At 33.2% G+C, this 26,266-nt stretch carries 33 protein-coding genes and 2 pseudogenes; 23 read left to right on the forward strand and 12 right to left on the reverse strand.

What is annotated here, in order from left to right; translation table 11 throughout:
- Positions 1-23 precede the first annotated feature (23 nt).
- Positions 24-389, forward strand: coding sequence for an ACT domain-containing protein (locus ACVWNY_RS14920; RefSeq protein WP_218327444.1), 366 nt, complete (start codon positions 24-26; stop codon positions 387-389).
- A gap of 408 nt (positions 390-797) precedes the next feature.
- Here ACVWNY_RS14920 and ACVWNY_RS14925 read toward each other — a convergent pair whose 3' ends face one another.
- Both ACVWNY_RS14925 and ACVWNY_RS14930 read right to left on the reverse strand, forming a co-directional pair.
- Positions 798-1,019 (reverse strand): hypothetical protein, encoded by a 222-nt coding sequence (locus ACVWNY_RS14925; RefSeq protein ID WP_454072299.1) that lies wholly within the window; start codon positions 1,017-1,019, stop codon positions 798-800.
- Positions 1,016-1,438, reverse strand: coding sequence for a YopX family protein (locus tag ACVWNY_RS14930; RefSeq protein WP_454072300.1), 423 nt, complete (start codon positions 1,436-1,438; stop codon positions 1,016-1,018). The genes ACVWNY_RS14925 and ACVWNY_RS14930 overlap by 4 nt, the downstream gene beginning before the upstream one ends.
- Before the next feature lie 237 nt (positions 1,439-1,675).
- Here ACVWNY_RS14930 and ACVWNY_RS14935 point away from each other — a divergent pair, with 237 nt between their 5' ends.
- A complete protein-coding gene (locus ACVWNY_RS14935) occupies positions 1,676-2,131 on the forward strand; it encodes a hypothetical protein (RefSeq protein WP_454072301.1) in 456 nt (151 codons plus the stop codon).
- 342 nt (positions 2,132-2,473) lie between these two features.
- Here ACVWNY_RS14935 and ACVWNY_RS14940 read toward each other — a convergent pair whose 3' ends face one another.
- Positions 2,474-2,632: a hypothetical protein gene (locus ACVWNY_RS14940; protein WP_454072357.1), complete on the reverse strand. Its 159-nt coding sequence runs from the start codon at positions 2,630-2,632 to the stop codon at positions 2,474-2,476.
- On the opposite strand from ACVWNY_RS14940, the gene ACVWNY_RS14945 reads away from it, so the two are divergent.
- From ACVWNY_RS14945 to ACVWNY_RS14965, 5 genes are all read left to right on the forward strand, one after another.
- The gene (locus tag ACVWNY_RS14945; protein WP_454072350.1) at positions 2,581-2,982 is read left to right on the forward strand and encodes a transposase; all 402 of its coding nucleotides are present in this window, start codon (positions 2,581-2,583) and stop codon (positions 2,980-2,982) included. The two genes, ACVWNY_RS14940 and ACVWNY_RS14945, sit on opposite strands and share 52 nt — an antisense overlap.
- Before the next feature lie 421 nt (positions 2,983-3,403).
- On the forward strand, positions 3,404-3,853 hold the full coding sequence (locus tag ACVWNY_RS14950; RefSeq protein ID WP_218327447.1) for a GNAT family N-acetyltransferase: 450 nt from the start codon (positions 3,404-3,406) through the stop codon (positions 3,851-3,853).
- A 142-nt stretch (positions 3,854-3,995) separates the two neighbouring features.
- Positions 3,996-4,649: a hypothetical protein gene (locus ACVWNY_RS14955; RefSeq protein WP_454072303.1), complete on the forward strand. Its 654-nt coding sequence runs from the start codon at positions 3,996-3,998 to the stop codon at positions 4,647-4,649.
- Between the two features lie 122 nt (positions 4,650-4,771).
- On the forward strand, positions 4,772-5,251 hold the full coding sequence (locus ACVWNY_RS14960; RefSeq protein WP_454072304.1) for a MepB family protein: 480 nt from the start codon (positions 4,772-4,774) through the stop codon (positions 5,249-5,251).
- A gap of 95 nt (positions 5,252-5,346) precedes the next feature.
- Positions 5,347-5,892, forward strand: coding sequence for a DUF6609 family protein (locus ACVWNY_RS14965; RefSeq protein ID WP_454072305.1), 546 nt, complete (start codon positions 5,347-5,349; stop codon positions 5,890-5,892).
- 211 nt (positions 5,893-6,103) lie between these two features.
- On the opposite strand, the gene ACVWNY_RS14970 is transcribed toward ACVWNY_RS14965, so the two are convergent.
- Both ACVWNY_RS14970 and ACVWNY_RS14975 read right to left on the reverse strand, forming a co-directional pair.
- Positions 6,104-6,334, reverse strand: a complete 231-nt coding sequence (locus tag ACVWNY_RS14970; RefSeq protein WP_218327451.1) for a hypothetical protein — start codon at positions 6,332-6,334, stop codon at positions 6,104-6,106.
- A pseudogene (locus tag ACVWNY_RS14975) lies at positions 6,335-6,412 on the reverse strand (DUF1642 domain-containing protein); the annotation flags it as partial.
- Positions 6,413-7,053: 641 nt separating this feature from the next.
- Between ACVWNY_RS14975 and ACVWNY_RS14980 the strand changes: the two are divergent.
- From ACVWNY_RS14980 to ACVWNY_RS15010, 7 genes are all read left to right on the forward strand, one after another.
- Positions 7,054-7,356 (forward strand): DUF3784 domain-containing protein, encoded by a 303-nt coding sequence (locus ACVWNY_RS14980; RefSeq protein WP_218327452.1) that lies wholly within the window; start codon positions 7,054-7,056, stop codon positions 7,354-7,356.
- A 113-nt stretch (positions 7,357-7,469) separates the two neighbouring features.
- Positions 7,470-7,895 (forward strand): hypothetical protein, encoded by a 426-nt coding sequence (locus ACVWNY_RS14985; protein WP_454072307.1) that lies wholly within the window; start codon positions 7,470-7,472, stop codon positions 7,893-7,895.
- Between the two features lie 157 nt (positions 7,896-8,052).
- On the forward strand, positions 8,053-8,376 hold the full coding sequence (locus ACVWNY_RS14990) for a tRNA-binding protein (RefSeq protein WP_218327454.1): 324 nt from the start codon (positions 8,053-8,055) through the stop codon (positions 8,374-8,376).
- Between the two features lie 221 nt (positions 8,377-8,597).
- A complete protein-coding gene (locus tag ACVWNY_RS14995) occupies positions 8,598-9,140 on the forward strand; it encodes a MarR family winged helix-turn-helix transcriptional regulator (protein ID WP_454072308.1) in 543 nt (180 codons plus the stop codon).
- Positions 9,127-9,495 carry a rhodanese-like domain-containing protein gene (locus ACVWNY_RS15000; protein WP_218327456.1) on the forward strand — a complete coding sequence of 123 codons (369 nt, stop codon included), beginning with the start codon at positions 9,127-9,129 and terminating at the stop codon, positions 9,493-9,495. The genes ACVWNY_RS14995 and ACVWNY_RS15000 overlap by 14 nt, the downstream gene beginning before the upstream one ends.
- A 112-nt stretch (positions 9,496-9,607) precedes the next feature.
- Positions 9,608-9,874, forward strand: a complete 267-nt coding sequence (locus ACVWNY_RS15005) for a hypothetical protein (RefSeq protein WP_218327457.1) — start codon at positions 9,608-9,610, stop codon at positions 9,872-9,874.
- Between the two features lie 591 nt (positions 9,875-10,465).
- Positions 10,466-10,774, forward strand: coding sequence for a carboxymuconolactone decarboxylase family protein (locus ACVWNY_RS15010; protein WP_438721015.1), 309 nt, complete (start codon positions 10,466-10,468; stop codon positions 10,772-10,774).
- Positions 10,775-11,163: 389 nt separating this feature from the next.
- On the opposite strand, the gene ACVWNY_RS15015 is transcribed toward ACVWNY_RS15010, so the two are convergent.
- Both ACVWNY_RS15015 and ACVWNY_RS15020 read right to left on the reverse strand, forming a co-directional pair.
- The gene (locus ACVWNY_RS15015) at positions 11,164-11,988 is read right to left on the reverse strand and encodes a helix-turn-helix transcriptional regulator (protein WP_454072309.1); all 825 of its coding nucleotides are present in this window, start codon (positions 11,986-11,988) and stop codon (positions 11,164-11,166) included.
- Positions 11,975-13,939: a HelD family protein gene (locus ACVWNY_RS15020; RefSeq protein ID WP_454072310.1), complete on the reverse strand. Its 1,965-nt coding sequence runs from the start codon at positions 13,937-13,939 to the stop codon at positions 11,975-11,977. The genes ACVWNY_RS15015 and ACVWNY_RS15020 overlap by 14 nt, the downstream gene beginning before the upstream one ends.
- A 267-nt stretch (positions 13,940-14,206) precedes the next feature.
- Here ACVWNY_RS15020 and ACVWNY_RS15025 point away from each other — a divergent pair, with 267 nt between their 5' ends.
- Entirely contained in the window at positions 14,207-14,650 is a 444-nt protein-coding gene (locus tag ACVWNY_RS15025; RefSeq protein ID WP_454072311.1) for an AraC family transcriptional regulator, read from the forward strand.
- 152 nt (positions 14,651-14,802) lie between these two features.
- Entirely contained in the window at positions 14,803-15,696 is an 894-nt protein-coding gene (locus ACVWNY_RS15030; protein ID WP_218327462.1) for a hypothetical protein, read from the forward strand.
- Between the two features lie 120 nt (positions 15,697-15,816).
- On the opposite strand, the gene ACVWNY_RS15035 is transcribed toward ACVWNY_RS15030, so the two are convergent.
- Entirely contained in the window at positions 15,817-16,050 is a 234-nt protein-coding gene (locus tag ACVWNY_RS15035) for a hypothetical protein (protein WP_218327463.1), read from the reverse strand.
- A gap of 295 nt (positions 16,051-16,345) precedes the next feature.
- Between ACVWNY_RS15035 and ACVWNY_RS15040 the strand changes: the two genes are divergently transcribed.
- The gene (locus tag ACVWNY_RS15040; RefSeq protein WP_218327464.1) at positions 16,346-16,528 is read left to right on the forward strand and encodes a hypothetical protein; all 183 of its coding nucleotides are present in this window, start codon (positions 16,346-16,348) and stop codon (positions 16,526-16,528) included.
- 392 nt (positions 16,529-16,920) lie between these two features.
- Here the strand turns inward: ACVWNY_RS15040 and ACVWNY_RS15045 are convergent, their stop codons facing one another.
- The 4 genes from ACVWNY_RS15045 to ACVWNY_RS15060 are packed head-to-tail and all read right to left on the reverse strand — an operon-like array spanning position 16,921 to position 20,540.
- Positions 16,921-17,151, reverse strand: coding sequence for a hypothetical protein (locus ACVWNY_RS15045; RefSeq protein ID WP_438721012.1), 231 nt, complete (start codon positions 17,149-17,151; stop codon positions 16,921-16,923).
- 28 nt (positions 17,152-17,179) lie between these two features.
- Complete coding sequence (locus tag ACVWNY_RS15050; RefSeq protein ID WP_438721011.1) at positions 17,180-17,800, reverse strand: hypothetical protein; 621 nt, start codon at positions 17,798-17,800, stop codon at positions 17,180-17,182.
- Positions 17,801-17,828: 28 nt separating this feature from the next.
- A complete protein-coding gene (locus ACVWNY_RS15055; protein ID WP_218327467.1) occupies positions 17,829-18,374 on the reverse strand; it encodes a hypothetical protein in 546 nt (181 codons plus the stop codon).
- 9 nt (positions 18,375-18,383) lie between these two features.
- On the reverse strand, positions 18,384-20,540 hold the full coding sequence (locus ACVWNY_RS15060) for a hypothetical protein (protein WP_454072313.1): 2,157 nt from the start codon (positions 20,538-20,540) through the stop codon (positions 18,384-18,386).
- A 446-nt stretch (positions 20,541-20,986) separates the two neighbouring features.
- On the opposite strand from ACVWNY_RS15060, the pseudogene ACVWNY_RS15065 reads away from it, so the two are divergent.
- From ACVWNY_RS15065 to ACVWNY_RS15090, 6 genes and pseudogenes are all read left to right on the forward strand, one after another.
- A pseudogene (locus ACVWNY_RS15065) lies at positions 20,987-21,088 on the forward strand (aldo/keto reductase); the annotation flags it as partial.
- Positions 21,089-21,301: 213 nt separating this feature from the next.
- Positions 21,302-21,742: an Lrp/AsnC family transcriptional regulator gene (locus tag ACVWNY_RS15070; protein ID WP_218327469.1), complete on the forward strand. Its 441-nt coding sequence runs from the start codon at positions 21,302-21,304 to the stop codon at positions 21,740-21,742.
- Positions 21,739-22,362, forward strand: a complete 624-nt coding sequence (locus ACVWNY_RS15075; RefSeq protein WP_218327470.1) for a LysE family translocator — start codon at positions 21,739-21,741, stop codon at positions 22,360-22,362. The genes ACVWNY_RS15070 and ACVWNY_RS15075 overlap by 4 nt, the downstream gene beginning before the upstream one ends.
- A gap of 41 nt (positions 22,363-22,403) precedes the next feature.
- Positions 22,404-22,982, forward strand: coding sequence for an urea carboxylase-associated family protein (locus ACVWNY_RS15080; RefSeq protein WP_218327471.1), 579 nt, complete (start codon positions 22,404-22,406; stop codon positions 22,980-22,982).
- 344 nt (positions 22,983-23,326) lie between these two features.
- Positions 23,327-23,920 carry a TVP38/TMEM64 family protein gene (locus ACVWNY_RS15085; RefSeq protein WP_218327472.1) on the forward strand — a complete coding sequence of 198 codons (594 nt, stop codon included), beginning with the start codon at positions 23,327-23,329 and terminating at the stop codon, positions 23,918-23,920.
- A gap of 14 nt (positions 23,921-23,934) precedes the next feature.
- Positions 23,935-26,238, forward strand: coding sequence for an HAD-IC family P-type ATPase (locus tag ACVWNY_RS15090; RefSeq protein WP_218327473.1), 2,304 nt, complete (start codon positions 23,935-23,937; stop codon positions 26,236-26,238).
- The last annotated feature ends 28 nt before the right edge of the window (positions 26,239-26,266 follow it).

Consider the following 26,266-nt stretch of genomic DNA (forward strand, 5'->3'; position numbering starts at 1 on the left):
GTTATTAAAAAAGGAGATTGTCCATGAAAATAAATAAAATAAATGTTCCATTATCAGTTATACAAGTAGCAGCTATTACTGATATTGATTTATCAGTATCGCCATTATTTATAGGAAAAACAGAGGACGAATTATCTGTTGTATTACCTACCCAAAATGTACCTTCAATGACACTATCTCGTGAAGATGATTGGAAGGGATTCAAAATTGAAGGTGTTTTAGACTTTAGCTTAGTTGGAATATTGTCCAAAATATCTTCTCTTTTAGCTGACGCGAATATTAGCATATTTGCTATATCTACTTATAATACAGATTATATTTTAGTAAAAGCGACTCACTTCGATAAATCTATCAAAATATTAGAGAACACAGGGTACAAAATAGTTTAGTGATTTACATATTTGCTGTTACTGTATCCTCTTTTCTATTTTGTGTTTCAACTGTTAGTTAAGCTTAATGGAATTTACCAAATTTACCAGTAAGTGATCGAGTCGATAATAGGCGATACGGCAAAGTCTATTTTGGATGCTGCTACAAGCTTTAACACCGTTCAAAGCACGTCCATAGGAAGAATATGTTTTAAGTTTCTTTGATTTATAAATGGAGTTATCTTCTAACGAGTCGATCAATACTGGATACTGTTCCATCCCCTAATACTGTGTCCAATATTCACAATAAAACCCGCTTAAACTTTCATTACAGGCATAAAAAACATATTTTTTCTTCACTATCATCATCCCACCTCATTCCACTATTTCTTCCACTTACTGACTCAGCTATAGCCGACGTTAGCGGAATTATTCAATCCCGTCTTTTTTATTTCTCAGATAAATTCGATACCACAATGTTCTAATACTCATGTGAATATCTGTAAGTCGGTCATCGATTATGCAAATTGCATACAATACAATAAACAGGACTGCCTTTATCCAATTATCTAGGAAAGTTGCTATCATCGACATAAGCAACAAAAACAAAGGGTAACCAAATTTAAAATATCCATATATTTTTTCTTTCATTTCTCGACCTCCAACAACTCTGGATTTTCGTAGATGTTACCAATAATTTCTTCTTCACCAGTCCAAGCATATCCTTCAGTAAGTCCTGATAAATACCATGTTGGCATTCCGCCAAAAAACATACCACCATATTCTTCGATCCAAATGATCTCGTGAGGACATCCTCTAGTGCAACGGACAATATCCCCTTCATAAACTTCTTGATCATTCTTGTCTTTGAGTCCTGTATATTGCATGAGAATACCATCATTTAAATTTAAGCTGCGTCCTCCTCCTACACTAAATGCTGTAGAAAGATAGTGTTCACTAAGATCATAGACTAATCCAACTTCTAATCCACTCTCTTCTAGATGTAAGGCACTTAGACGAATAAATTTTTTCTTTTCTTTATCCCACGCTCTAAATTTAATTTCTCGCATTGAATCGCTCCTTTACTTAAAAGAATCTGTCTCGAATTTCATCGTATAATTGAAATCCAAACCAAACTGTAGCTAGAATAGCGAATATAAAAACGATTAACGCCATTCCGAATAATATAAAATTCATAAATGTTTCCATTTTTATTTCCTTTCCGTAAAAGGCTGAGTTTATGGACTATTGATTAATCATGCACAGTACCTTATTATTTAACTAAAATTAATATTGGAGACAACAAGATGAAAAAGAGACAAGCTTTCACTATACTTACAGTATTTATATTTTTGATGTATACAGTAAACCTTGTTACAATCACCGTCATACTAGGGGGATACATCAAATTAAATAAAAATTATAATCATCCCTCACCAACTGAATATGTTTTTCTGATTTTGATAATGGCGATAAGTTGTTTGGTTACTAGTAATTTGTTTTTAAATAAATATAAGACACATCGCAGCCAAAATGAATTATCTGAAAAATGGTTACTTGAAAGAACAAAAAGCATCATTTCAACAATTACCATCTTTTTGGCTCTGTTTACTAACTTTATAAATTTGACTTATGTGGGTAGCTTATCTGATTCTTATTTATCACTTATTTTCAGTTTTGAAACATATTCAATTACTTTCGGGTTTGCAACTCTTTCTACAAATGTTTTATATTTAATTAAATATGATCTAGTCGTAGAATGAATGTTTCTTATTTAATAGTAATAGTCTGCAATCTTGGTGGTTAGCGGAAAATTCTATTTCTTATTCAATTTCTACAAGTATCTTCTGAGAACACTTGCTTTCTGCGATCATAGAAATATAATTATCTTAAACAACGTAAAGGAGCTCTCAACTATGAAACTAATACTAATATTCTGTATTGGGATTGCCATTTTTTGTGCATTAGCTTCAAATAAAAAGTCCTAAAAAGATAATCTTAAACTCTACTTTTTCCATTATTTCCGTCGTTAACGGACTTCCGTCACTATGGTCCAACTTGCTCAATTGATTTAAATTAGCAATTGGGTCCAAGTAATTTATTTTCTACAACCTGGTTCTATTCTTTATTTTCAATTCAGCGATATTCAATTTTTGTTCAAGTTCTTTTAATTCGATTGGAATCACTTGTTTGTTTTCCTTCATTTTTGAAATTGAGTATAAAAGCCAATTTATTTCTTCCGAATTTAATTCTATTTTCACCATATTGTTTTCACCTCAAAATTTTAAATCCGTCGAATGTCAATGCCTATATTGGCATTGACATTCGACGGCACCAATCTGGCACCTTTATGTGTACTGACCGGATAAACAAACGAGGTAATCCAAATGCCAGGAGAGTCTTCTATTTTGTGGTTACTAATATGCTTAAACAACAACGCTGGGGGCCTAACCATATAGTAGATTATTACTATAAATTAAAGGAACCACCTTACTCTAAGAAACACAATGTAGCCACTATTGCCTGCATCAATAAATTAATTAAATGTTTGTATGCCATGGTTATTAAAGGCTCGATCTATGATTATCACCTTGCTTCAGTCAGCCAACAGTAACCTCGCTACAATTAGATAATTTAGTACCTACAGTTTTAAAAAAATAAACGACTGCAGTTTCTTTGTGATGTCGTATTTTACATAGATAATTTATTTATTTTTACTTGACACGTAGTAGGAATGTTTCGTTAGCAGAGTTAACTATTTACTACTTTTTTGATACAATAAAATAAATAACTGTGGGATTATTTAGCTTTAAAATATCACTATCGTTAATAAATCTGTTAGAAGAATTTCATTCATTCCATTTGTAATAGTCGACTTATTTATACTTTATTTGCTAGTCAACTCACTTTATATTTTTCTTTAGTACGTCCTCAATGTGTCTCGACGACATATTTAAATTGAACTCATCCACATTTAACCTTTTATTTTTTATTCCCTTATCACTCTTTGCATAAAAACAGAAAGCAGGTTTTTTATGATTACTTTTAGAAAGATGAAAAAACAAGATGTCCCCGTACTATACGACATAGCATTACGAGCGTTTCAACCTGACTACGAAAAATATGGCGTCTATCCACCACTACTAAAAACTGAAAAAAAAAGGTTTTTGCCACCACTTATTTTTGGCAAAGTTATCCTAGCTGACGATAAAGAAATTGGTGGTGCTTTTGTTGTTCCTTTAAGAAAAAAGGGGGAAATCGGCGCTATTTTTATTGATCCTGACCACCAAAAAAAAGGTTACGGCAGACAAATTATGCTGGCAATTGAGAAGCAATATCCAAAAGTAAAACGATGGAAATTAGATACCCCGAGCGAAAACTTTCACTTGCATCATTTCTATGAATCTCTGGGTTATAAAAAAACAGGTGAAATCAAAGACCCTAGAAGCGAGATGATTGGCTTTGTTTATGAAAAAACTATATAGTCTTTTTATATTCCGGAAAATATTTCTTTAGTCAGTTATATCTTCCACTTACTGACTCAGCTATAGCCGACGTTAAAGAACTATTCATTTTTTCCGACCAAGTATATAATTTATCTACATTGGTAATTAAGGAGATGACATAATGAAAAGACGTCAAAATCAATTAATCAAAAAAGATAACAAACTATTTTTGATATTTTCTATATTTACTTTGATTATTATTGTCTTAGTCGCATTTATTTTTCTATTTTCTTATAAACCTTCTTCAAATCAACAAATAGCAAGTTATTCAACAAACTCATCTATAAGGAACTCAACAAATAAATTACAGCAAAGCTCAAATAATGACGGTTCTCATACTTCAAATGAATTTCCATATGAAGTCTCATTTCCCTCTGATAAAATTTTAGTAGGTCAATATAACGAATTGGGTTTCTCAGTAACCACCTATGAGAGTAATCAATCTATTACTGTTGCGTATAATACAACAGATAGTGATAGCTACGGAGAACGCACAGGTCAAGTTGCTTCACTTATCCCTACTACAGTTTCCACACAAACAATTGCTTTTCGAGAATATGAAACCCAAAAAAATGTCCATGTAAATACAGAATTGAAGTTAAGTGACGTAGAACATGCTGCAAGCATTGACTTTTTCACTCCATTTAACGGAAATGATACAAAAATATATGCATATTACATGAACAATGGGAATATTGCACTAGCCTTTACGCCTGCAAATGCAGATACTTATCAAGTTGTCGTATATCAGGTCGTTGAGCTTTCACTTAAATAACTGATCTGAATAAAATTTAACATTCTGCTAAAGGCTGAGTCTGTGGATCAGTATTTTAGTGTGCTACAATATTTTCACGAATCTAATGTGTCTATTTTTCTATTATGAGAGAGGTTGGAAATTTGAATAACTCACTGTGCTATATTAGTCAATTAACAAGTAGAACTCTGCAAAATATTAAATTCGAACATCAAAATAAAGATTATGAAGGATCTACTTTTTCTATCAGCAACTTTACTTTTCGTTGTCGTTTAGCTAAATTAACACCAAAAAAGAAAGGTTATTTCGTTGCTTTTTGGGAAAAAGATTCTAGAGGAAATAATCAAGCTTTTTCATTTCAAAACTACCCTAATAAATTGATTGTAGTAATCATCGATGACAGCTTATCTGGGCAATTCGTTTTTCCTAAGGAAATACTATTAAAGAAAAATATTTTAAAAAGTCCCGGCTCAAAAGGGAAAATGGCTATGCGAGTCTATCCAGATTGGGAAACTGACTTAAATACGAGTGCTACTAAAACACAAAATTGGCAATCAAAATATTTTATCGACACTTCATCAATGATAGATTCAGAAAAATTGAATACTCTTTACTATGAATGAAATCAAATTCCATAATCTTTGTGTTTAGCTGACTCGATTCATTCTAATTTTTTTGTCTTATATTATAATCATTAAAAATAGAAAGAAGTCTTTTTATGTCGAAAGCAAAAGAATTTAAATATCCCCGTCAGTTTATTAATGGTGTCTGGCTAATTACGGCTGGAATAGCAACCCTTTTTCTACTCATCCCGGTTCAAACAACACCCGTTTTTCTTCCTAACCCTATTTTTTTCATCATTGTCTATTCTCTTGGATTGTTTTGGCAATTAAATAAAAAAACTAGGGCAAAATTTAGTATTCATCAAGGAACAAAACAACAAAATCGTTGGGCCAACTTTGCATTGATTTTATTGTTAGGTTTAGTTGCACTTTCGATTATTCCTTCAATCGGTCAGACAAATCTTTCGGCTCCTCAAGTTGTAACTATTTGGAGATTAATTTTTCTATCAGTGAGTATCCACTTTTTAGCCTTCACTCCGGTTCATGGAAAATTGATGCTGATTCTTTCAATTCTTACTATTGTGAATGTTTTGATCAATTGGAAACTTTCTTTACCACTGAATTATCTTTTTTTAATTGATGGTTCAATAAAGATAATAATTGGGATCATTTACGTTAAGGTATCTCCTATCAATTTTTGAAAACCATTCATAAACTTTTCTAAGAAGTCACTATTTTTATAGTGGCCTTTTATTATATCTGTCTTTCAAGTCAATCCGATGAGACTATGCAAGAAAGATTTTTAGGATTAATTGTAATCAGTTTATTGTGTTTGTTTTCTCTAACTGTTAAACAATCTATTTTCCCAGCATTATTTTTTTCTAAAAACTCCAACCAGTCTTCCCCAGTCAATTAGTCAGTTGTATGGGTCACATCGTGATATGGATTATTTAATGTAAATTCCATTGCGTCATCTCTGTCATTAACGTGCTGTACCGGTACAGCTATCCCGCCAATCAAATCTACTACACTATCTGCATCTTCTTTTATTAAGAAATGTTCTGCGTGAGTTTCGCTATTCAGATGGTCATTAATTAAGAATACCTGGCAAGTTCCATCTTCACCCCAATTCAAAAAATACATATTATTTACTTTTACAATCCACTTAGATTCTTTTTCTACCTTATATCCATCTATCCATTCTTTAACGAATAATTCTTGATTTTTGTTGCTTTTTCTTCATTAACGTCGTCAAAGTCATCAAAAATTTGCAGCCAACTAGTTATTTTAAAACTTCTGTTCCAAGTCGTGTTTAATACTTTTCCTAAAAAAGATATGACCTATTTTTTCATTCTTCTATATAGTCTACGATAAATTGTGGGATTATTACTTTTCCTGGTGTTTGTATTCCTTTAATTATCTTAAGGGCATATAAAATACGAACCATTTCACTTGAGTAATTACTAGTATATTTACTCTTTTATTTTATTTTTCGATTGCTTCTTGCTTATTCATACATTTCTCCTTTTCTGCCAAATTCATCATTACTGGACATTTTTTCCTAATCCATGTAACCTCATTTAAAGGAGTGATTTTATGTTAAAAAGATTATTAACATCAATTTGCGTAACATTAGTGTATCTTCTTGTATCCAACCTTGGAAATCTGTTCTTCGGAGTTAGTGAAACTTTCAGTTGGACGACAACACTATGGGAATCTTTATTTTTCTTTATCTTTATATTTTTGCTTTTACAGTTTAAAAAGAAATGATGCCTTCCGTTTATTGATTCATTTATATCCGTTGCTTCTTTAGTCTTGGTGGGTAGCTGACATGTCATACCTATCAAAAAGGAGATTTTTTGATGTCAAATTTTGTTAATCCATTCATGGGCCTACTAAGCTTAATTCTGAATATCTCTGGAATCCAACTAATTCGTGGAAAATGGCTATTTCTTATTGCCGGATATAATACGATGACAGAAAACGAAAAGAAACACTACAATGGTGACACTTTGGGTAAACTTGTAGGTTCATACTTGCTTGTTGTTTCTTTAGTATGTCTTTTCTCTAAAGTCCTCCCTCTAAATTTCCAACTTATTATAATTGTTATATCAACTATTTTTATTTTGTTACTCAGTACCATTTCTACGAAAGGTAAAGTTTAGCTAGTTATCTCTTTCTTTAATAGAATGTCCCGCATATTCATAAATTGGTTTTCACTCAGATTGTTTTCCCATATAATCAATTATATATACGATTTAGAAAAGAGTTGGTTATAATGAAAAATGAAAAACTGATTGTAAAACTGAGTTCCTTTTTAAATTTTTTTATTGGTATTGGAGCATTTGTAGGAAGTTTAATGGCGTTTATTCCAGCATTTCATGAAAGTATGGGCTTATCAACGGCCATGTTGCAAGATACTCCTTTTAAAACATTTCTAATTCCAGGTTTATTTTTATTATTTATCTTAGGCGGTCTCAATATTCTTAACGGTATCTGTTACTTTACACGTCAGGTTGTTGCTTATTTCTTCTCATTTTTTATGGGAGTAATCTTAATGATTTGGATTGTGATACAGTGCCTGCTGCTACAAATGTTACTGCCGATTCAGGCTATTTTTTTCCTATTGGGGTTCCTGCAAACATTTTGCAGTGTCTATTCCATCAGAAAACGTCAATTAATATTTCCTTCTTTAAACAAATAAAAAAATTGAGTAAAGTAGAAGGATATAGAGAAATTTCAAAAATCTTCATCCAAAAATATCTAAAATTTATTGATAATGAATACTTTCACCCAGAATAATTCTTCAAAAAGATTTCTAGCGATTTTAAAAAATAGAAAACGATATTGGAGGAAAATTAATGATTTCAATGGAACAATTTGACGAAGTAGAAATGAGAGTCGGTACAATTACAAATATTTCTTTGAATAAAAGAGCACGAAAGCCTGCGTATAAAGTTACAGTTGATTTAGGGGAATACGGTAGTAAAAATAGTTCTGCACAACTAACTAATTATGAGGCAGAAGAACTTATTGGTAAACAAGTAGTCTGCGTCTGCAGTTTTGCACCAATCAGAATTGGTGACGTTAAAAGCGAGATTAGAATACTAGGCAGTGATACAGATTCTGGCTGCATTTTACTAACATCATTAAGTAAAGTAAAAAATGGTAGTAAGATATTTTAACCTCAACAATTTTAAAAAAATATTTTTAAATTACTGCTTGTCTTCTGACAGGCAGTTTTTTTTCTACAATAGTTTCCATGTATAGACTCAGTTATCTCCCTCGTTAACGGAAATCAATTTTTTGATATATATATTTTAAAGAATAAGATAGCTTGACTTATTTTAATAATGATGTAATATTTGATTAGCCGGCTAACTACTTTTCGGAAAGGAAGTTTTTTTTGGGATATTCAAACTTTTCAGATCGACCTAATATTGAAAGAATTGCTGCTATAGCAAATAAATTCAACTTATCTAGTAATCCAGATTCTGTACATCTATATTTACAATTTCAACAAACCTACAGAGAAATTGAAAAAGAATACAATCAATTACTAGAAAAATACAAATTAAGTGAGTCCAGATTCAGTATTTTAATGTTTTTATCCATTGCAGAAAATGAAAAGCTGTTGCCTTCAGAAATTGCGGATAAACTTAATGTTACAAGACCAACTGCTAGTAAGTTAATAAAAGGTATGAACAGTAAAGGGTTAATAACTATTCAACAATCTTCAACGGATAAAAGAACGAGCTTTATAAAGATAACCTTAGAAGGTAAAAATTTACTTCAAACATTCTTACCCTATAACTATCAAGCGGTTGACAGTCTATTTGATGGATTTTCAGCAGAAGAAAGAAATCAGCTTTCTTATTTACTTGAAAAGCTAGCAAATAATAAAAGTAAATTAAAAAAATGGGAGGATACAAAACATGCAAACAGCTAAAATTGACCTACTTGAAACTTATTTAAGTCTATATATCAATCATTTTGAAGTCCTAAATCATATGGATACGAAAGACTCTCCATACGTGATTCTTGACGTAAGAAACGCACCCAGCGCAGTTAAAAAGGATCAAATTAAAGGTGCTCTAGCCATCCCTGCTAAAGACCTACCTTCTAAAGTAAATGAATTAAATAAAGAAAAAACATACGTAGCTTATGACTGGACTTCGGGTACTATTTTAGGAAAACAAGCCTTGTTAATTCTTTTAAAAGCAGGATTCAAAGCTTACGAACTTGGTGGCGCACTCGAGGGTTGGAAAGGTATGAAGCTGCCAATAGAAACTTTAAACGAATAGTTTAGATTTAAACTACTTTTTTCAAGTAGTTTTTTTGCTAAATATTTCGTTAATAGACTCCTATTGATATTGTTGATATATTTAAAGAAAAAAGAAATTGGAGTTGTTAAGAATGAATATTAATGAGATTTCTTTATTCGCTTTATTCGGAATAATAATTACGACTTTCTTTTTTCTACTTGCACTTTCTATCAATAGAACAAATGGATTATTTTTTTCACGATTACCAAAGCAATTCTTGAAGGATAGTAATAACCCTCAATACGAGCTAGAACGAGAATTTGGAAAAAAATTCGTAGCTATTGTTTTTAAAATCTTCCCTCCCATTTTTCTTGGTTTTGTCTTCATTTTGATTTTATCTTTCTTATTTCATCAGTAAGTTCGCAATAGCTTCAGTTTACTGACTCATTTATATCTGTCATTTATTTTTCTCTGATATAATTAAGTAAATCGGAATTTACCGTGAAAGGGGATAATTGTTATGGAAAAAGAAATCAGAAAAAAATCCAAGGTAGGATGGTATTTGTTATGTTTATCTATTGGAGCAATTTTAGGGATTGTATTGTTTAATAAGATAGGGTGGATATTTTAAAACTGATAAATATAAATTGTCTCCAGCGTGAGTCAGTCACTAGACTGACTTTTTTAATTCAGTAATCTCCGTCATTTATAGAATAAAATCAAAAATTTCTATATTTATAAAATTTTGAAAATATGATTAAATCAATGATTTTAAGCTTTTTTTGCTAATTTGTAAAACACATATATAGCGGTATTTAATGTTTTGCCTTATATTTTACCTAAGCTTAAACAGCTTTTTTTCTTTGAAAAGTATTCTATACTTACTAAGCCAGACAGCCTATCTGGCTTTTTTTTTCGCTAAAATGTTTCTTTAACTGATTTCTCTAAGCAAAAAAATCCCCTTTCTGGTAAAATTAAACTAAATATTATATTAAACGGAGGGTTATCTATGAAATTAAGTAACTCATTTGAAACCTTTGCTAAAGAAGCTCCTCAACATCAACAAGCTTTTGCACAATTAGTCGAAACATGGGGTAATATCAGCTCTTTAGAAGAGAAAACAAACCACTTAGCGTATCTCGCGGTTCTTGCAGCAACGGGAAAAACAAGTGGAATAGCTTTTCACGTCATGTTAGCCAAGAAAGCTGGCGCTAGTAAGGAAGAAGTAATTAGTGCTGTTCTTGTTGGTCTTCCAGCTATTGGAAATGAAGTGATTAGTGCATTACCAATTGTTGTAGAGGCATATGACAACAATTAAATCTTTAGTCTTTAGAAAACGCTTAACTTGTGATCTTGAGTTAAGCGTTTTTTTCGCAATATCTCCCACTTAACAATTTGGAAAGTATATTCAGTTGATTTGATGTTTATTGTAGGAAATATTGAATACTACTATCGCAATAGTTCAAATCTGCTTTAAAATACATGTTTCATCCACTTATTCATCCAAAAATTTCTAAAAAAAAGCATCTTTATCTATCATTAACTCATAAAGAAATGTAAGCTATAAGTTCCAAAATTCAGTTCTGAATAAACTAGATTATTAACAAAAAGTTACCTCCCCTTAAATTATTTTTAAAAGTAGATTGTCTTTTCAAAAAGTAATCCATCGAGTCAGTGCCTAGCATATTCTTTTAATTTAAAATATCCTCATGGCAGTTTAAGCAAAAAGTCTTCGGTTGGATAAGAAAAATTGATAGATTTCTTAGTGGGAATAAAATTTAGCCTCAACAACCTTTCTCTCCGTCCAATATCTAACTTGTCCTTTTCACGAAAACTGGTTGTACTAAGGAAATTACTTGCAAAAAGAAAATTTTCTCTAGCAAAATCTAAAAGTAATCTCTCAATATCCCATCCCCAAAGTGTGGGTAAACTATCTAATAACTCAATTGAACTAGCTTTCAAATCGACTATCATCAAGCCCACCACAGTATTTCCAAGGAATGCAACAACAATTTCTCCAGTTGTCATTTTTCTTAAAATTACTTTTTTTAATTGCTCCAACGATAGATAAGGAAAGCCATCTTTAATCTGTTTCATCAGATTAAGAATCGATTCTAAGTGTTTTTCCTGAGGTATTTTAGGTAACAAGTCTGAAGTTTTATAAGACGTAAAATCAATCATTTGAAACGAATCTAAAATTTCAAAAGACTGTTGGTTCTCTCTAAACTTTTTTGGTGTAATTTTAAATATTTCAGTGAAGGCCTTAGTAAAGGTTCGTTGTTCTTGATACCCATAATTAAGAGATATATCAATAATTTTATCCTCTGTGGAAATCAGATGTTTCGCAGCCTCGTTTAACCGCCTCTTTTTCACATAGTCGTAAGTGGTAAAACAGGTCAATTCCTTAAATTCATGTGCTAAGTAATATTTCGAATAGCCAATCTCTCTACCAATCTGTTCCAAGGATAATTCTTCAAGAAGATTCGCTTCAATAAAAGAGACGGTAGCTAAAAATGCCTTATTTTTGTTCATATAACGCTTTCCTCCTTATAAGATACAGCTCATGCAGTGCTCTGGTCGCAATGACAAATAATTGGTGTTTCCCCAGCTTTCCAGAATAATTTTCATCACCAGCATTTATAACAATCACTCTATCAAATTCTAGACCCTTTGCGAGAACCATTGGGCAAATAATCGTTTTTTCTTCTGTAAAATCTTTTGTATCTTCGGCTAAAACCGGAACATCCACATTTTTACGTTTTAAGTTCTCTTGCAAAAGATAGGCTTCCTGTTTAGTTTTTGTGATCAACACATTTTTTGATTTTTTTTTAATCAATTCCAAAATAACTGTTAACTCATCTTGCATCGTTGCAACCTCAATTTCAACAGGCTGTTGACCATGTCTCAAGACTGGCTCAATCTTTTGATCTCCAATCAAATTCTTGGCGTAAGACATAATTTCAAAAGTGGAACGGTAGCTTCTATTTAATTGAACAATTGGAGCCCCTCCAAGTAAATTACTCAGATTTTCCAAAGTTAGTTCTGCAGTTGGTGTTAAAATTTGATTTTGATCGCCGACTAATAAAATAGGACAAGCAATTACCTGACGAATAAATGAGAGCTGTAGCCACGAGTAATCTTGCATTTCATCAATAATTAAATATTTAATCTCAGTATAATTTGACATTCCTTGATAAAAATATTGAAAATATCCCAGAGCAAACAAATCAGAAAAACTACGTGTTCTCACCTTTTTAAAGCCTTTGCTTTCCAAAAAATTCTGATAAAGACACTCTGGAGATTTCACAATCAACATATCTTTTAATAGTTTTCTCAGTTTCCCAGCTGTTGGTCTTTTTGAGGGTTGAAACGGACGCTTCCGTAGGTCTTCAAGAATATCATCTGCAATCAAACGAATTCGTTCCAAAATTGACTGTTTTCTATAGCCATGAAAACGGGTTAAAATAAAACTTTTATCGTAATGGTACTCATCAATTATTATATCTTTAGGAGATAATATTGATTGTTCAAGAGAGTCGAGGTATATTTGGATATCCTGCACAACTTTTTTACTATTTAAGTAACTGAGCCGTAAATTACTAGTATTCATCAAAGATTCAGCCTCTGATATTCTTGTTTCAAAACTTTGTATCTTCGTTTCCTTTTGGATAAATTCATCTATTGTTAATTCTTTAACCGGACTTTCTCCTAGCTCCGGTAACACTTGAGAGATAAAATTACTGTACACGTGATTGGGGGAAAGAATCAGAATATTTTCTGGACCTAATCTTTCTCGAAAATGATAAAGCAAAAACGCAATCTTATGAAGGGCAATGGAAGTTTTTCCTGAACCAGCAGCTCCTTGAATGACTTGGCTTTGAATTTTTTGATCTCTAATAATTAGACTCTGCTCTTTTTGAATAGTTCCAATAATAGTAGACATTTTTCCACCAGTTTGATTAGCTAGTTCATTTTGCAACGCTTGATCGAAAATAGTCATCTCAACTTCTACCGCATATTCGAGACATCCTTTAAAAAATTTGATCTGCCGTTTTTTATTAATATAGCCTTCAGATAAACCGTTCGGTGTTTTAAACGATGCCTTTCCTAAGTCAAAATCATAAAAAATGCTAGCAATCGGTGCTCGCCAATCATAGATTACGATTTCATTTTGCATATTCATAAAAGATTGTGCCCCAATATAGATGATTTCAGCCTGCTGCTCTCCTGAAAAAATAAAATCCACTCTGGAAAAGTAAGGATTTTGTATAATTTTTTGTAGTTTATCTAATTGTGTGAAGTTGATTTTTTCAGAAATCTGCTGTTGATTTAGAATTCTTTGATTGGTAAACATTTCATGTGGATCGATCTCCCCTTTATAATCTACTAAATATTGTTGAAACTGTTTAACTTCTTCCTTAGTCGTGGTGTGTTGTTGAATAATCACCGATTCACTTTTTCTAATTTCTTGTAATATTTCCAACCAATTCTTTTTTTCTTCCAGAGTAATCTGATCCACAGCACTCATCCTCCCCCTGATAATCTATTTTCGAATAATAAATTTTATCAGAAGCTCGTAAAAAAAGTTGCACCAATCTTGCTAAAAGAATTCGACACAACCTTTCGTTCTTTTTTGTATTTTCCAATATATATTTTTTAAAAATTTTGTTGGAAAGCATTTTAAATGCTGATATCATCAACTTATGGAAAGATTGGCCAATCTTCCAAATATTTTTTTGGAGGATTTTAAATGGAACTATCAATAGAAAATATGGATTCTGAAACAATATTTTATAAACGACGTATTGGAACATACGGTCCTGAAAACTTTATTCTAATGGATACTTTAAAAACACTTATGAAGGACAAAAATGTTTTTAATAACGATACTATTATCTATGGAATAGCCTTAGACAACCCAAACATTACTTCACCACAAAACTGTCGATATGATGTAGCTACTAGTACTGAAATCTCAAGCAATGAAATTAGTAAAAGAGAATTGCCTTCCGGAAAGTATGCGACATTTCTAATTGATCACACTACCGAAGCAGTTCAATCTTTTTGGAATACATTCTCAGATCATCTTTCAGAGAGCTCACTAGAATTTGATAATTCCAGACCAATACTAGAACGGTATAAACAATCTTTAGTATCTAATAGTTTATGTGAAATACTTGTACCTATTTACTAAATCTTTTCTTGACAGAATCCATTTTTGGATTCTGTCTCCACATTATGTTTCATTACTCAACTCAGACACTTTTTTTCAAGTCTCCTCCTACACAACTACTTTTTGCTATAATAAAACTAAAGATTCAAAGTCTTAGGAATGGAGCTGATTGCTTGGAAAATACACCTCTTGATTCGGCACTCATATTAAAACAAAAATATCGTAGTCTTCGTGCCGCAGAGCTAGATGAAAAAGAAATTTTGAAGCTGTTAACCGAATCAACCTTGATTCAAGAAATCTTGTCAGACAAACACAGAACAGACACCTTTACAGGCTTACGAAAAATTGAATTTTTATTAGCTGAACTTTCAGAAATTCCTTATTTTGAAAAATTACCAGAGGTACAAGTACTTCTGAAAACTCTCTACGAATACACCGCTACAGCAGATGGATACTCTTTAACAGGACAGTCAAAAGGCATTTTGGCATGCCATCAAGCAATTTGTACGTTGATCTTTATTCGAGCAAACGAGCAAGCCTGGGCTAAAAAAGGGATTGATTGGATAATTAACTACTTGCCTTTTGCAAAAAATGAAGCAACGACCTGGCAAGAAACCGATTTATTTGAGCGTTTTGGCTGTGTTGGTAATACGCCTTGTTATGATGGACTAGTAAAATCAGTCAAGGCATTGTCTGAATATCGTCAAAAATTTCCATCCGATCCTATCTTAGCTGAAAAACTTACTCAAGGCTTAAATTATATTATGAAGCACAGAGTGATTTTCCATCAGGACTCCGACGATTATTTATATGATGATTTGATCACGCTGTTTTATCCTTATCCCTATAGAACGAATATCATTGAAGTCTTAAGCCTGCTCAAAAAAGAAAATCTTTTGAAGGACCCACAATGTCAGGATGCAATTGCCTTTATTAAAAATAAAGAGCTTGTTAATGGCGGTTGGCAGGCAGAAAAAATTTTTATGAAAAGTTCTTGGATTCCTTTTGATGCGATGAAGAGAAAAGGAAATTGGATTACTGATGAAATTAATTGGATTTTAAGTTAAGTTGAGGAGAATGGCTATTAGACATAAGTGCATCTTTTTTAAAATTAGTTGCTCCTTATCCATCTATCTCGTTAGCCGCTCACTTATACAATTTTTCATATGATATAATATTTCAAAAAGTTAGGAGACTACCATGATTACTATCTCAATCTTTATCATATCAATGTTTTTTGTGGTACTAGCCCTGATATTTTTTGGAATCTTTCTTTCTATCAGTGGAATAGTAACTGGAACCACAACGCTATTTTTAAAAAATAAAACAGCAAAACCTTTTTTTGGTATCTTCTCAGCTATTCTTTTTTTAGCAGGACTCGTTATGTTATTACCTTTTTCTCTCGGGTATCTTGCTCCCATTGCAGTTACTACTTTATTGATTATTCTATGTATATCTATTTCAATCCTTGCAATCGTTGGAATTTTCTTCTCTAAGCGGTTAGATACCTTACTACTTAAAACCCTCCTGATAGGTGTCTATATGTTAATAATCATTTTATCGCTATCCTGCTTGTTCTTTTTTCTCTTTTTCTTGATATAATTACTAACGCTTAATTTACGCTTTGATCCATACTTATGAATCCTAGAAACTTTTCATGATTTATTTCATTACTAGAACTAAAAACTGGTAAAATATCCTAAAAAGGGGAATCCTATGCAGAATTTCTATGTCCTATTTAGTTTTATTTGTACATTTGGCATTATATTAATGATTATTACATTCTTTAAAGACTATAAAAGACTCACAGTATTACAAAAAGCTTCACTTATTCTCATTTCAATTGGTGGCTTAGCACCAATGATTTTAGGGACTATCCAAGGATTTTTGGCTCATTAACAGCTCTTATGGGCTGTTTTTTTGTATCTTAAATTGACAAAATGCAACATAAAAATGACTCATAACTGTAACCCATATAAAATAGGTTTGTTGAAAACACTATTAAGAAGAATCTATGACTGAAATCGAATAAAAAAGTAGGCAACAATTTATGTTAGCCTACTTTTTAAAATCCATTAGATTTGTTTTAAAGTATCTCCTATTTTGTCAACACTCATGTCCTGATGATTATTAGGAACTGTAATATTATCTATAAAAGAAAAAGCTTTGGGATATCTTCTTTCATGTCATTTGAATTTATTGCCTCTTCACTTTCATATAAGAGGACTTTCGATTTAACTAGTACCTGATAATTATTCACATTGTTATATATCTTTTAAGATTTTTTTCAGTTAAGCTTTGCTAAATCTTTTTAATTTTCTCAGTACAATCGCTATCAAACAAAAAATTACTCCTAATAACATTAAACTGTTTTCTAACGGTTGATTGGTTTTTGGTAGCGAACCTTGATAAACTTTTACCTCGCGAAATGTTTGTGTTGATTTTCTCACATTCGATTCTGGCAAACCTGCATCAGTTGGTGCAACACCTAATGTGCCACGAACCTCAATTTGGCTGTCCATCCTGTTGCCCCCTCTTAAAAAATGCTAATTACCATTTAATTGGAACAAATTTCAAACTAAGATCATATGTTTCAGTGATGGTTGCTTGTGATGATCCTGCTGTAAAATTACCATCATAGTTAAATGTTAATTCTTGAGACTGTCCAGTTGGTCCAGCATTAACTAATCGACCTTCACTATTTGCCAATTCTCCTAAAGAAGTTGTTGTTAATACTCCAGAGTCTCCATCCGTAATTACTGGTGCTGTCACTGCTGTGGATGTTTTCAAGTCTAAATCTAAATCAGTAGCAGTAATCCCTCCCGCCGATTTTGTGGTAAAGCTTTCCGCAGAAACGGTTACTGGTCGACCAGAATTATTTTTTACAGTATAGGTTGGAGAAGATACACTACCCGATGAACCAACACTATAGAAAATTGTTTTCATTGGGACGGTGACATTGACCCATTTTTTGTCTCCTTCGTCAATTGGTGCTGTAGGATCCGTATTGTCTATTCCTAAAGTACCCTCTACTTCAACTGTCGTATCATTTTGATCAATGACCGTTTTTAGACCAGCGCTAGGATCATCGGTGGTTTCAGTTGCTGATACCCCAGCCGTAAATCCTAGTACTCCTGAAAACAATACAACACCTGTTAAAAATTTCTTCATTGTAAAACGCTCCTTTTTTGTCATTATATTATTGAACCATTAAGGTCAACACTGATTGAACTTCCCCTTGTTTCTTTTTTGAATCTGGATCATACACCTTGAAGGTTGCTGTAGCTGGATAATCTCCTGGCTGCAGTTCCTTTTCTAGCTTGGCTGTTTGGATTTCTTCGCCTGGCTGAATGGCCCCAGAATTATAAACTACTTCATTAGTCTCATCGATTGTGACAACCACGCTAACTGGTTGAGCGTTGCTAGGTGGATTTTGAATCGCTAAATTCCCTGTCATGTTGGTGCTATCAATCGTGGCTTCTGAAACAATTCGCATGTTAAATTGACTTTTATCTATATTTGATTGAGCAAATTCCGCAATTTCTTTTTCTGTCATCCTAGAAGCATCCTTACCATCTGGCAAAAAATCCCCTGCGATAATATTTGCTGGGACTTCCTGAGTTTTGAAAAAATGATCATAAACTACGTAACCTGCAGCTAACAACAATAGTAATAATAATAAAAGCAAGTATTTTTTTTTCTTAGCGTCATCTTGCTTCTCAGTTTGTTGATTGGTATGTTCCATGTTTTCCTCCTAAGGCTTAGTCTGACTAATTTTAAAATTGACTTGATAATTGACTTGTTTTTCTATATAAAACGAGCCTGTATAACCGCCTAAAAAACTTAAATTGGCTTTTGAATTAGTTTCAAAATAAGGACTCAACTCTAAAGTCTGACCAGCGCCATCATTAGCCATTGACCAAGTGGTATTGGTATTACTTAACGCAGCTAAAATATCCAATTGTAATAAACCTTCATCACCAGATAATGTTTCCACCAAACGAATCGTAGAATCACTGTTTGCTCCAGTCGTTACTTTAGTCATAGTGATATAGGTTGGCACATTGCTATAACTTTCTAAAAAATAGTCATTTTTTTTAGTAATTAAAGGTCCATCATCACTTAGAAAAGACAGAGCCATCGGAAAAACAGTTGAGATATGTTTTGGTACTTCCACCACATTTTCTTTCCACAAGGTTGAACCTGATCCACCGTTACTGGTACCAGATACGCGACCATAAATATAATAATTTTGTGCCAGTACATCATCTAAAGTTCCTCTCGTAGCTGAATCGCTACTAGAAAAATCCTCTCCAGTAAAGGTATAGACGCCATCAGGTTTGGTTTGATTATTAAAATCATTAGTTAAAGTCGTTTGATCCAAGCGACCATCACTGTCGGAATATGGTGTTTTTGACAAAATAAATTCCGTTCTAAATGTCCAACCATTCACTAAGTTAGTCTGAAAATCTTGTACATCGCTTAATACTTGGCTTAATCTATTCCCAACAGTAGAGCTAGCCGAAACACCATAAATCGACATAGCGGGATCATATTTTATCCAGCTTTTATTTTGATAATTGGTACTATCAAAAGTGACACGATTGTTTGGCGAAACTGCCGACTGTACCACACTATTATTAGTAATTGCTTGATAAAGACTGGTGCCTGTATTAGTGATAGTGATGCTCCCGGCACTAATCGGACTGCTGAAATTGTTCGCGTCTTCTGTTTTACCAACATAAAAACTGGCAGGATCAGTCGCAGATACATTTAACTTTTTCATATTAATTGCTCTGCTTTTAGTCAGATATTCAAAGCTAGAGCCTTCAGCAAGTCTCATATCAAGTGCAGCAGAAGCCACTAATACATTGGATTGGGCGCCCGCACGATCACGCACTTTATAGATAAACTTTGCATTATCTTCTAAAATAAGTTTTTGATTCACCGTTGCTGCTCCATAATAAAACATATAAACTCTAGAAGAATTCATATCCAAGACAGCATTCTTTTCAACAGTTACGGTTAAATCCCCTGCGCCATACATATAAAAGAATGCGTGATTTTCGTAAGTATAATTTGAAATATTGGTTTGACTGCCTTGCTTGAAATTCACATAACGAAAACCTTCCACAAATTCCCCACCATAGGCTGGACTAGTATTAGGACTGTTGTAGCTACTTGTCCCACTGATATTTAACGTACAATAGCCAGCTGCAGCAAAGAAAGGCTGAGAACCCCTTTGAATGTTATAGTTAATATTTTCAACATTCAGCGTTGTACTTGCGCTAAGAACTCTGACAAATCCGTAATAAGTATTTTGAGAGTAGCTATCTGATCCTAGATTTAAATTTTTAAGCGTAATGGTTAGACCACTTGTACCAGTTTTAAACATTGTGCCATTAGCTACAGCCGAATAATTTAAATACCAATAATTTTCAGGTGTGCTAGGTTGCGAAGGATCTTTTATACCATTTATTTCAGTGTTTCTATTGAAAGCTAAATCTGCTGAATTACTTTCATTGACAAGAATATCTGCTAGTAATTGAATATATTTAATGTTGGTCACAGAATCCACGTTGCCACTCTTAATTGCGCTTTTCAGTTCACTATAACTAGAGACTGTAAAAGGATTATTCTCTGATCCATCCCCTCCCATTGCTTGCGGGTCAATACTATCTGTAGTTATGTTATCTTTATTTTCTTCATCTGAAGAACTAGACTGGGTCTCTTCTTCGATAACAGCCTCCACCCACTGACTTGTTTCTGACTGATTCGTTTCTGCTGGATTATTTATTTCTTCAGTGGTCCGTAATGTCTCCAAATCATCTACTTTATTCTCAACAGCAAGTACGTTTGATACCCCTACAAAAGAAAAAAGCAAGAGAGTTAAATAAAGTATTTTCCTCACAATCTTTCATCCCCCCTATTCAAAAAATACTTTTTATCAAAGTATTAAGACAATGTTGTTAACCCCAAACATTATCTTTTCATAAGAATTATATTATTAATTTTAATGTAAATCAATATAAATTAATGTATTTGATATAAAATGTGCGTTATATTTAGAAGATATCCTTTATAAAAGTGCTTGATAACCGTAACAAGTTATAGATATATAATTTCTCCCCTTTAATAGATTCTTTGAAAATAGCTGACGGTTTACAATCATTTAAGTGTGTGCACATTTATGCAATCGATTGGCTCAATCCCAGTGAATCTCTTACTATTTTCCCATTTAACTTAATGTCGATTTTAAATGCTAGACTTAGAAGAATTCCAAAAAGAGAGGACGAGATTATGATGGTGAAGATTGTATTAAATAACGGATTGTAGATGAATTGATTAGGTTGTGGTGTGTTTCAACTAGAGGATTTGGCAGAATGTGGGCAAGCTGTTTTAGCTGCCTGTAAAACAGGATATCGCTTAATTGATACAGCCAGTGCTTATCGAAATAAAGTGGAGTAAACCTGATTCATCCTCCTTCAGAAATTTTTGAGGGAGGATTTTTTTATCTTTCGTTTCGTAAAGAAAACATACATGATTATTTCTTGCTTTTTACTTTTTTAAGGAATTTGATTAATAGAGCTAAAAATTTACGGATATTTAGTTCTTGTATTTACATTTTATAAGTAAAACACTAGAATATTTAAAAAAGAACGGAGAAATATTATGGATGCAATTGATTTACTTATTATTGCCGAATTGAAGGAAAACAGCCGTCAATCTGCCTCACAAATTAGCAAAAAAATACACATGTCTGTCCCTTCTGTATCTGAAAGAATTAAAAAGTTAGAAGCTAGCGGTGTTATCGAAAAGTACACTATCAAAATCAATCGTAAGAAAAATGACGAGAATTTGATGGCCTTTATCTTAGTAAATTTGGATCGAAATAAAAAAACCGAAAACTTCAAAAAGCTGATTAGTGCCCATCCAGCCGTTTTAGAATGCCATCATATTGCTGGTTCCTCTGATTTTATTTTAAAAATTGTTTTGAAAGACACCGATGCTCTAGATGATTTTTTAGGCAATTCACTAGGTTCGATAACGGGCGTCGTTAGTTCAAATACCATCATTGTACTGAAAACTCTAAAAGAGGAACTAAATACATGACCCCTCGGATAAACCCTGCCCTTCTAACCGGTTTGCGTTTTGGCATGATCTTACAATTAGCGATTGGTCCGGTGGCTTTTATGATCTTAAATACCTCAGCCTCAAAAGGTTTCCTAGCGGGATTACAAATTATGATCGCTGCCGCATTAGTTGATAGCTTATTTATCTTACTATCTTTTTTAGGTATTTCAGCAGTGATTGAACGACCTAAAATAAAAATCCTCTTCAAAATAAGTAGCAGTATCATTTTAAGTCTTTTTGGAATGAATCTTGTCTTAAGTTTTTTTCAAATTTCACTGATACCTAACATTTCGCTTTTTTCTGAATTAACAGCGACTAGTCCTTTTGTTAACGGACTTCTTTTGACGGCTTCTAATCCGTTGACGATTATTTTTTGGGGTAGTATCTTATCAAAACAAATCATTGAAAATAACTACACTAAACGGCAACTTTGTCTATTTGCTGCCGGTTGTGTTTTAGCAACTATTGTTTTTTTAACCTTTGTTGCAATTCTGGGAACACTGTTGAATAATTTTCTTCCTGAAAAAATATTGAAGCTGTTAAATATTTTTATCGGTGTTCTATTGATATTCTTGGGAATAAAGCTTCTACGTGATTAATTTCGTGATAAACTTTAGTAACTATTAAAAAGGAGACTACTATGGAAAAAGAATACTTAATTGCTGCTTGCACCGGACAAGCGATCGATATAAAAAAAGGACAACAAATAACAATTATTGATGTTGAAGGAGGTCAAGTTGCTGATTTCTTTGCCGAAAACACTGCTGACCAAAATGAATTTTTATCGACTGCAGTCACAATTGATTGTAATGAATCCATTCGTTTAAATATAAATGATACGATTTATTCAAACCTCTATACGCCAATGTTCACCGTTATTTATGATGAAGTAGGTCAACACGATTTATTGTTTCCTTGCTGTCGCCCAGAAATGTATGACTTTTTTTATCAAAATGGCGCCAATCATCCTAATTGTTTCGACAATATCAACAAAAGCTTAGGTGAAAACCGACTGATTATTCAGCCACTTAATTTATTCATGTATACAACCATCGACGACAAAGGAAAAATAACTATCCACAAACCACTTTCCAAAGCTGGCAGTAAAATTATTTTAGAAGCCAAAATGGATATGAAAATTGCCGTAGCTGCCTGTAGCGTTTCAGAAGCTGACACTAACGGTCGAAAAAACTCTCCGCTAAAAATAACTGTTAACTAATTTAAAACCACTTCAATATCACAAAAAGGAGCGCTAATTATGATTCTGACAATTCTCGGTATCCTGATTTTAGTTAGTCCGATTGCTTATCTTCCTCAGCTATATATAGATAAAGCAAACACTGGATTTAATTTCCCTCCTTTTTTACTGAAGTATTTCTAGCAAAACCAAAATGCATCTTCCACTCCACCTATCACCTCTAAAAATTTACCTTCAAAAAACCAGCCCAACTTACTTTTTTCACTTCTTTTTTACATTTGTTTATAAACTGTTTAACTTTTCTTACCATTTTATTTGTAATTAACCGTTAGACTAAGCATGTGTTAGAGAGGTAAGTGAAAAGTATGAAAACAGATGCGTATCCTGCGCTTCCTAAAAAATTGATTACCCTTTTGAAATATTTGGGGATTATTGCCGCACTGGTGTTAATATATATCATCTTTCATAATGGTGTGGCACCATTCCAACATCATTTGTATGCTTTTATTTTGAAGGCTGGAATTTTTGGTCCGATGTTCTTTATCTTATTTCAAATCATTCAAGTAGTGATTCCAATTTTACCTGGAGGTTTGAGTTTGAGCCTTGGGGTATTGGCTTTTGGCAGTACCTGGGGATTTATTTATAACTATTTAGGCATTGTGATGGGTTCTATTATTTCATTTTTATTGATTCGCAAATTTGGTAAACCGCTGATTCAGCAGTTGGTTTCAGAAAAGAATTACCAAAAAATCATGCATTATTTAGATAATAAGCAGCGTTTCACCAGATTTTTTGCTTTAGCTATTTTATTTCCAGTTGCACCAGATGACTTACTATGTATGGTGGCCGGTTTAAGCAAAATGAAATTAAAAACTTTTACCTTGATTATTATCCTAGCTAAACCATTTTCGATTTTCGCTTATGGTTACGGACTAACATTTTTATTACAACATATCTAATTGGAGGAACAACCATGACTATCGATAAAGGTTTATCACAAGCAGCAGTAACACAACGGATTAAAAAAGGTCAAACCAATGATTACCGACCGAATATGACCAAGTCCACCAAAACAATTATTTTGCAAAATACCATGACTTTATTTAATTTTTTAAACTTTGCATTGGCGGCAGCATTGATTATTGTCGGCTCCTATTCAAATGTTTTTTTCATCAGCATTATTATTTTCAACATTGTGTTAGGAATTGTCCAAGAATTACGGGCAAAAAAAATGGTGGAAAATCTTAGTCTGATTTCTGAAAAGAAAATTAAAGTCCGACGCGCAGGTGAAACCCAAGACATTTCTCCTAGTGAATTGGTTTTAGATGATATTGTCCTACTAAAGAGCGGTGATCAAGTGCCTAGTGATTTAGTGGTTTTGGAAGGCTCAGCGGAAGTCAACGAATCATTATTAACCGGTGAATCTGATGCTATCGCAAAATCGATTGACAGCCACGTTTTATCCGGCAGCTATCTAACTAGCGGGCAAATCGTGGGTCAAATCGAACATGTGGGAGCTGATAATTATGCCACCAAAATTGTCAGCGAAGCCCAAGGTGATAAGGGTTACGAATCTGAATTGGTTCGCTCCATTGGCAAAATTTCGAAATTTACTAGTTGGGTAATTATTCCATTAGGTTTAATTTTATTTGCAGAAGCGCTATTTTTCCAATCTACTTCAACCACTACGGCTGTTGTTTCTACAGTTGCGGCGCTGATTGGGATGTTACCAAAAGGTTTAGTCTTGCTGATTGGTTTGGCTTTGACGACTGGTGTTTTGAAGTTGGCTAAGAAAAATGTCTTGGTACAAAATAAATATGCGATTGAAATGTTAGCTCACATGGATATTTTAGCTTTAGACAAAACTGGCACCTTGACTGAAGGAAAAATGTCAGTGGAAGAATTGTATCTTTTGAACGACAATTATCGCAAAGAAACACCGGATTTTATTAGCAGTTATCTTGCCGCTTCAAACGATAGTAACCTGACTGCCCAAGCTTTAAACAATTATTTCGACTCTAAAGCAGTCTATTCTGCGTCATCAGTCACAGCTTTTTCTTCAGAAAGAAAATACGGCGCAGTCACTTTAGAAGCTGTCGGAACGGTTTATCTCGGCTCGCCAGAAAACTTAATGCCGGATTATTCGCTACCATCGATTGCTCGTGAAGCGCAAAACGATGGCAAACGAATTTTATTGATTGCTTTAGCAGAAAATGATCAAGCTAATTTGACGGCCCTAGCTTTAATTATTTTAAGTGATCCGATTCGGCCGAACGTCAAAGAAACCTTGGGCTTTTTCAAAGAACAAGGAGTAGCATTAAAAATTATCTCTGGTGACAATCCCATCACCGTTTCTGCCATCGCTGCCAATGCTGGTTTAGATAATCCCGAAAATTATATTGATTTGTCTACTTGCACAGATGAAAAAACCGTCCGAGAAGTTGCCCATCAATATACAATTTTTGGTCGTGTGACACCTCAACAAAAAAAATTGTTAATCAACGAACTGAAAACTTCTGGTAGCACTGTTGGTATGACTGGTGATGGTGTCAATGATATTTTGGCTTTGCGGGAAGCCGATATTTCGATTGCTATGGCTGAAGGCGATGGTGCCACCCGACAAATTGCAGATGTGGTACTATTGAATTCCGATTTCGCAACTTTACCCGAAATTATTTCAGAAGGACGGCGGGTCATTAATAATATTACTCAAAGTTCTGGCGTTTTCTTTATTAAAACTATCTACTCCTTCTTACTTTCAATCTTTTGTATTTTGACAGCGACGGCTTTTCCTTTTATTCCGTTGCAAATTACCTTGATTGATTTGGCGATTGAAGGTTATCCAGCTTTCTTTGCCTCATTTGAAGCCAATGATAAAAAAATCACTGGAACTTTCTTAAATACTTCCATCAAACGGGCGTTACCAAGCGCACTTCTCGTTTTATTTGGGATTATGGTCAGCTGGTTGATTCATGCTATGGGCTTCATTTCATTAGCGCAAAGTCATTCATTGATGTATTTCTTATTGATTGGCATTAGTTCTATCGGTGTGGTTAAATCCTTGCAACCATTTAATCCGTTGAGAGTCTTTTTAGCAGTGACTTCCATTGTGGGAACCTTTGTGGCCGTCTTATTGTTCCATAAATTATTGGTAGTTAGCTTGATGAACCTACCAACTTTAGCCATTTTCTTAATCGTGATGCTAATAAGTGGACTTGCTTGGGAACCAATCTATCGTAAAGTTTTACATTTAGGCGCTCGTTTAGTTCGGGCATAAAAAAATCCCTTCAGTTATTGATACTTAA

The organism is Enterococcus sp. JNUCC 77 (genome assembly GCF_054819945.1).

What these genes read in the sequence shown, in the direction of transcription:
- ACVWNY_RS14920 (WP_218327444.1), top strand. Translation starts at nt 24, where the DNA reads ATGAAAATAAATAAAATAAATGTTCCATTATCAGTTATACAAGTAGCA.
- ACVWNY_RS14925 (WP_454072299.1), bottom strand. Translation starts at nt 1,019, where the DNA reads ATGAAAGAAAAAATATATGGATATTTTAAATTTGGTTACCCTTTGTTT.
- ACVWNY_RS14930 (WP_454072300.1), bottom strand. Translation starts at nt 1,438, where the DNA reads ATGCGAGAAATTAAATTTAGAGCGTGGGATAAAGAAAAGAAAAAATTT.
- ACVWNY_RS14935 (WP_454072301.1), top strand. Translation starts at nt 1,676, where the DNA reads ATGAAAAAGAGACAAGCTTTCACTATACTTACAGTATTTATATTTTTG.
- ACVWNY_RS14940 (WP_454072357.1), bottom strand. Translation starts at nt 2,632, where the DNA reads ATGGTGAAAATAGAATTAAATTCGGAAGAAATAAATTGGCTTTTATAC.
- ACVWNY_RS14950 (WP_218327447.1), top strand. Translation starts at nt 3,404, where the DNA reads ATGATTACTTTTAGAAAGATGAAAAAACAAGATGTCCCCGTACTATAC.
- ACVWNY_RS14955 (WP_454072303.1), top strand. Translation starts at nt 3,996, where the DNA reads ATGAAAAGACGTCAAAATCAATTAATCAAAAAAGATAACAAACTATTT.
- ACVWNY_RS14965 (WP_454072305.1), top strand. Translation starts at nt 5,347, where the DNA reads ATGTCGAAAGCAAAAGAATTTAAATATCCCCGTCAGTTTATTAATGGT.
- ACVWNY_RS14970 (WP_218327451.1), bottom strand. Translation starts at nt 6,334, where the DNA reads ATGTATTTTTTGAATTGGGGTGAAGATGGAACTTGCCAGGTATTCTTA.
- ACVWNY_RS14980 (WP_218327452.1), top strand. Translation starts at nt 7,054, where the DNA reads ATGTCAAATTTTGTTAATCCATTCATGGGCCTACTAAGCTTAATTCTG.
- ACVWNY_RS14985 (WP_454072307.1), top strand. Translation starts at nt 7,470, where the DNA reads ATGAAAAATGAAAAACTGATTGTAAAACTGAGTTCCTTTTTAAATTTT.
- ACVWNY_RS14990 (WP_218327454.1), top strand. Translation starts at nt 8,053, where the DNA reads ATGATTTCAATGGAACAATTTGACGAAGTAGAAATGAGAGTCGGTACA.
- ACVWNY_RS15000 (WP_218327456.1), top strand. Translation starts at nt 9,127, where the DNA reads ATGCAAACAGCTAAAATTGACCTACTTGAAACTTATTTAAGTCTATAT.
- ACVWNY_RS15005 (WP_218327457.1), top strand. Translation starts at nt 9,608, where the DNA reads ATGAATATTAATGAGATTTCTTTATTCGCTTTATTCGGAATAATAATT.
- ACVWNY_RS15010 (WP_438721015.1), top strand. Translation starts at nt 10,466, where the DNA reads ATGAAATTAAGTAACTCATTTGAAACCTTTGCTAAAGAAGCTCCTCAA.
- ACVWNY_RS15015 (WP_454072309.1), bottom strand. Translation starts at nt 11,988, where the DNA reads ATGAACAAAAATAAGGCATTTTTAGCTACCGTCTCTTTTATTGAAGCG.
- ACVWNY_RS15025 (WP_454072311.1), top strand. Translation starts at nt 14,207, where the DNA reads ATGGAACTATCAATAGAAAATATGGATTCTGAAACAATATTTTATAAA.
- ACVWNY_RS15035 (WP_218327463.1), bottom strand. Translation starts at nt 16,050, where the DNA reads ATGGGAGCAAGATACCCGAGAGAAAAAGGTAATAACATAACGAGTCCT.
- ACVWNY_RS15040 (WP_218327464.1), top strand. Translation starts at nt 16,346, where the DNA reads ATGCAGAATTTCTATGTCCTATTTAGTTTTATTTGTACATTTGGCATT.
- ACVWNY_RS15045 (WP_438721012.1), bottom strand. Translation starts at nt 17,151, where the DNA reads ATGGACAGCCAAATTGAGGTTCGTGGCACATTAGGTGTTGCACCAACT.
- ACVWNY_RS15050 (WP_438721011.1), bottom strand. Translation starts at nt 17,800, where the DNA reads ATGAAGAAATTTTTAACAGGTGTTGTATTGTTTTCAGGAGTACTAGGA.
- ACVWNY_RS15055 (WP_218327467.1), bottom strand. Translation starts at nt 18,374, where the DNA reads ATGGAACATACCAATCAACAAACTGAGAAGCAAGATGACGCTAAGAAA.
- ACVWNY_RS15070 (WP_218327469.1), top strand. Translation starts at nt 21,302, where the DNA reads ATGGATGCAATTGATTTACTTATTATTGCCGAATTGAAGGAAAACAGC.
- ACVWNY_RS15075 (WP_218327470.1), top strand. Translation starts at nt 21,739, where the DNA reads ATGACCCCTCGGATAAACCCTGCCCTTCTAACCGGTTTGCGTTTTGGC.
- ACVWNY_RS15080 (WP_218327471.1), top strand. Translation starts at nt 22,404, where the DNA reads ATGGAAAAAGAATACTTAATTGCTGCTTGCACCGGACAAGCGATCGAT.
- ACVWNY_RS15085 (WP_218327472.1), top strand. Translation starts at nt 23,327, where the DNA reads ATGAAAACAGATGCGTATCCTGCGCTTCCTAAAAAATTGATTACCCTT.
- ACVWNY_RS15090 (WP_218327473.1), top strand. Translation starts at nt 23,935, where the DNA reads ATGACTATCGATAAAGGTTTATCACAAGCAGCAGTAACACAACGGATT.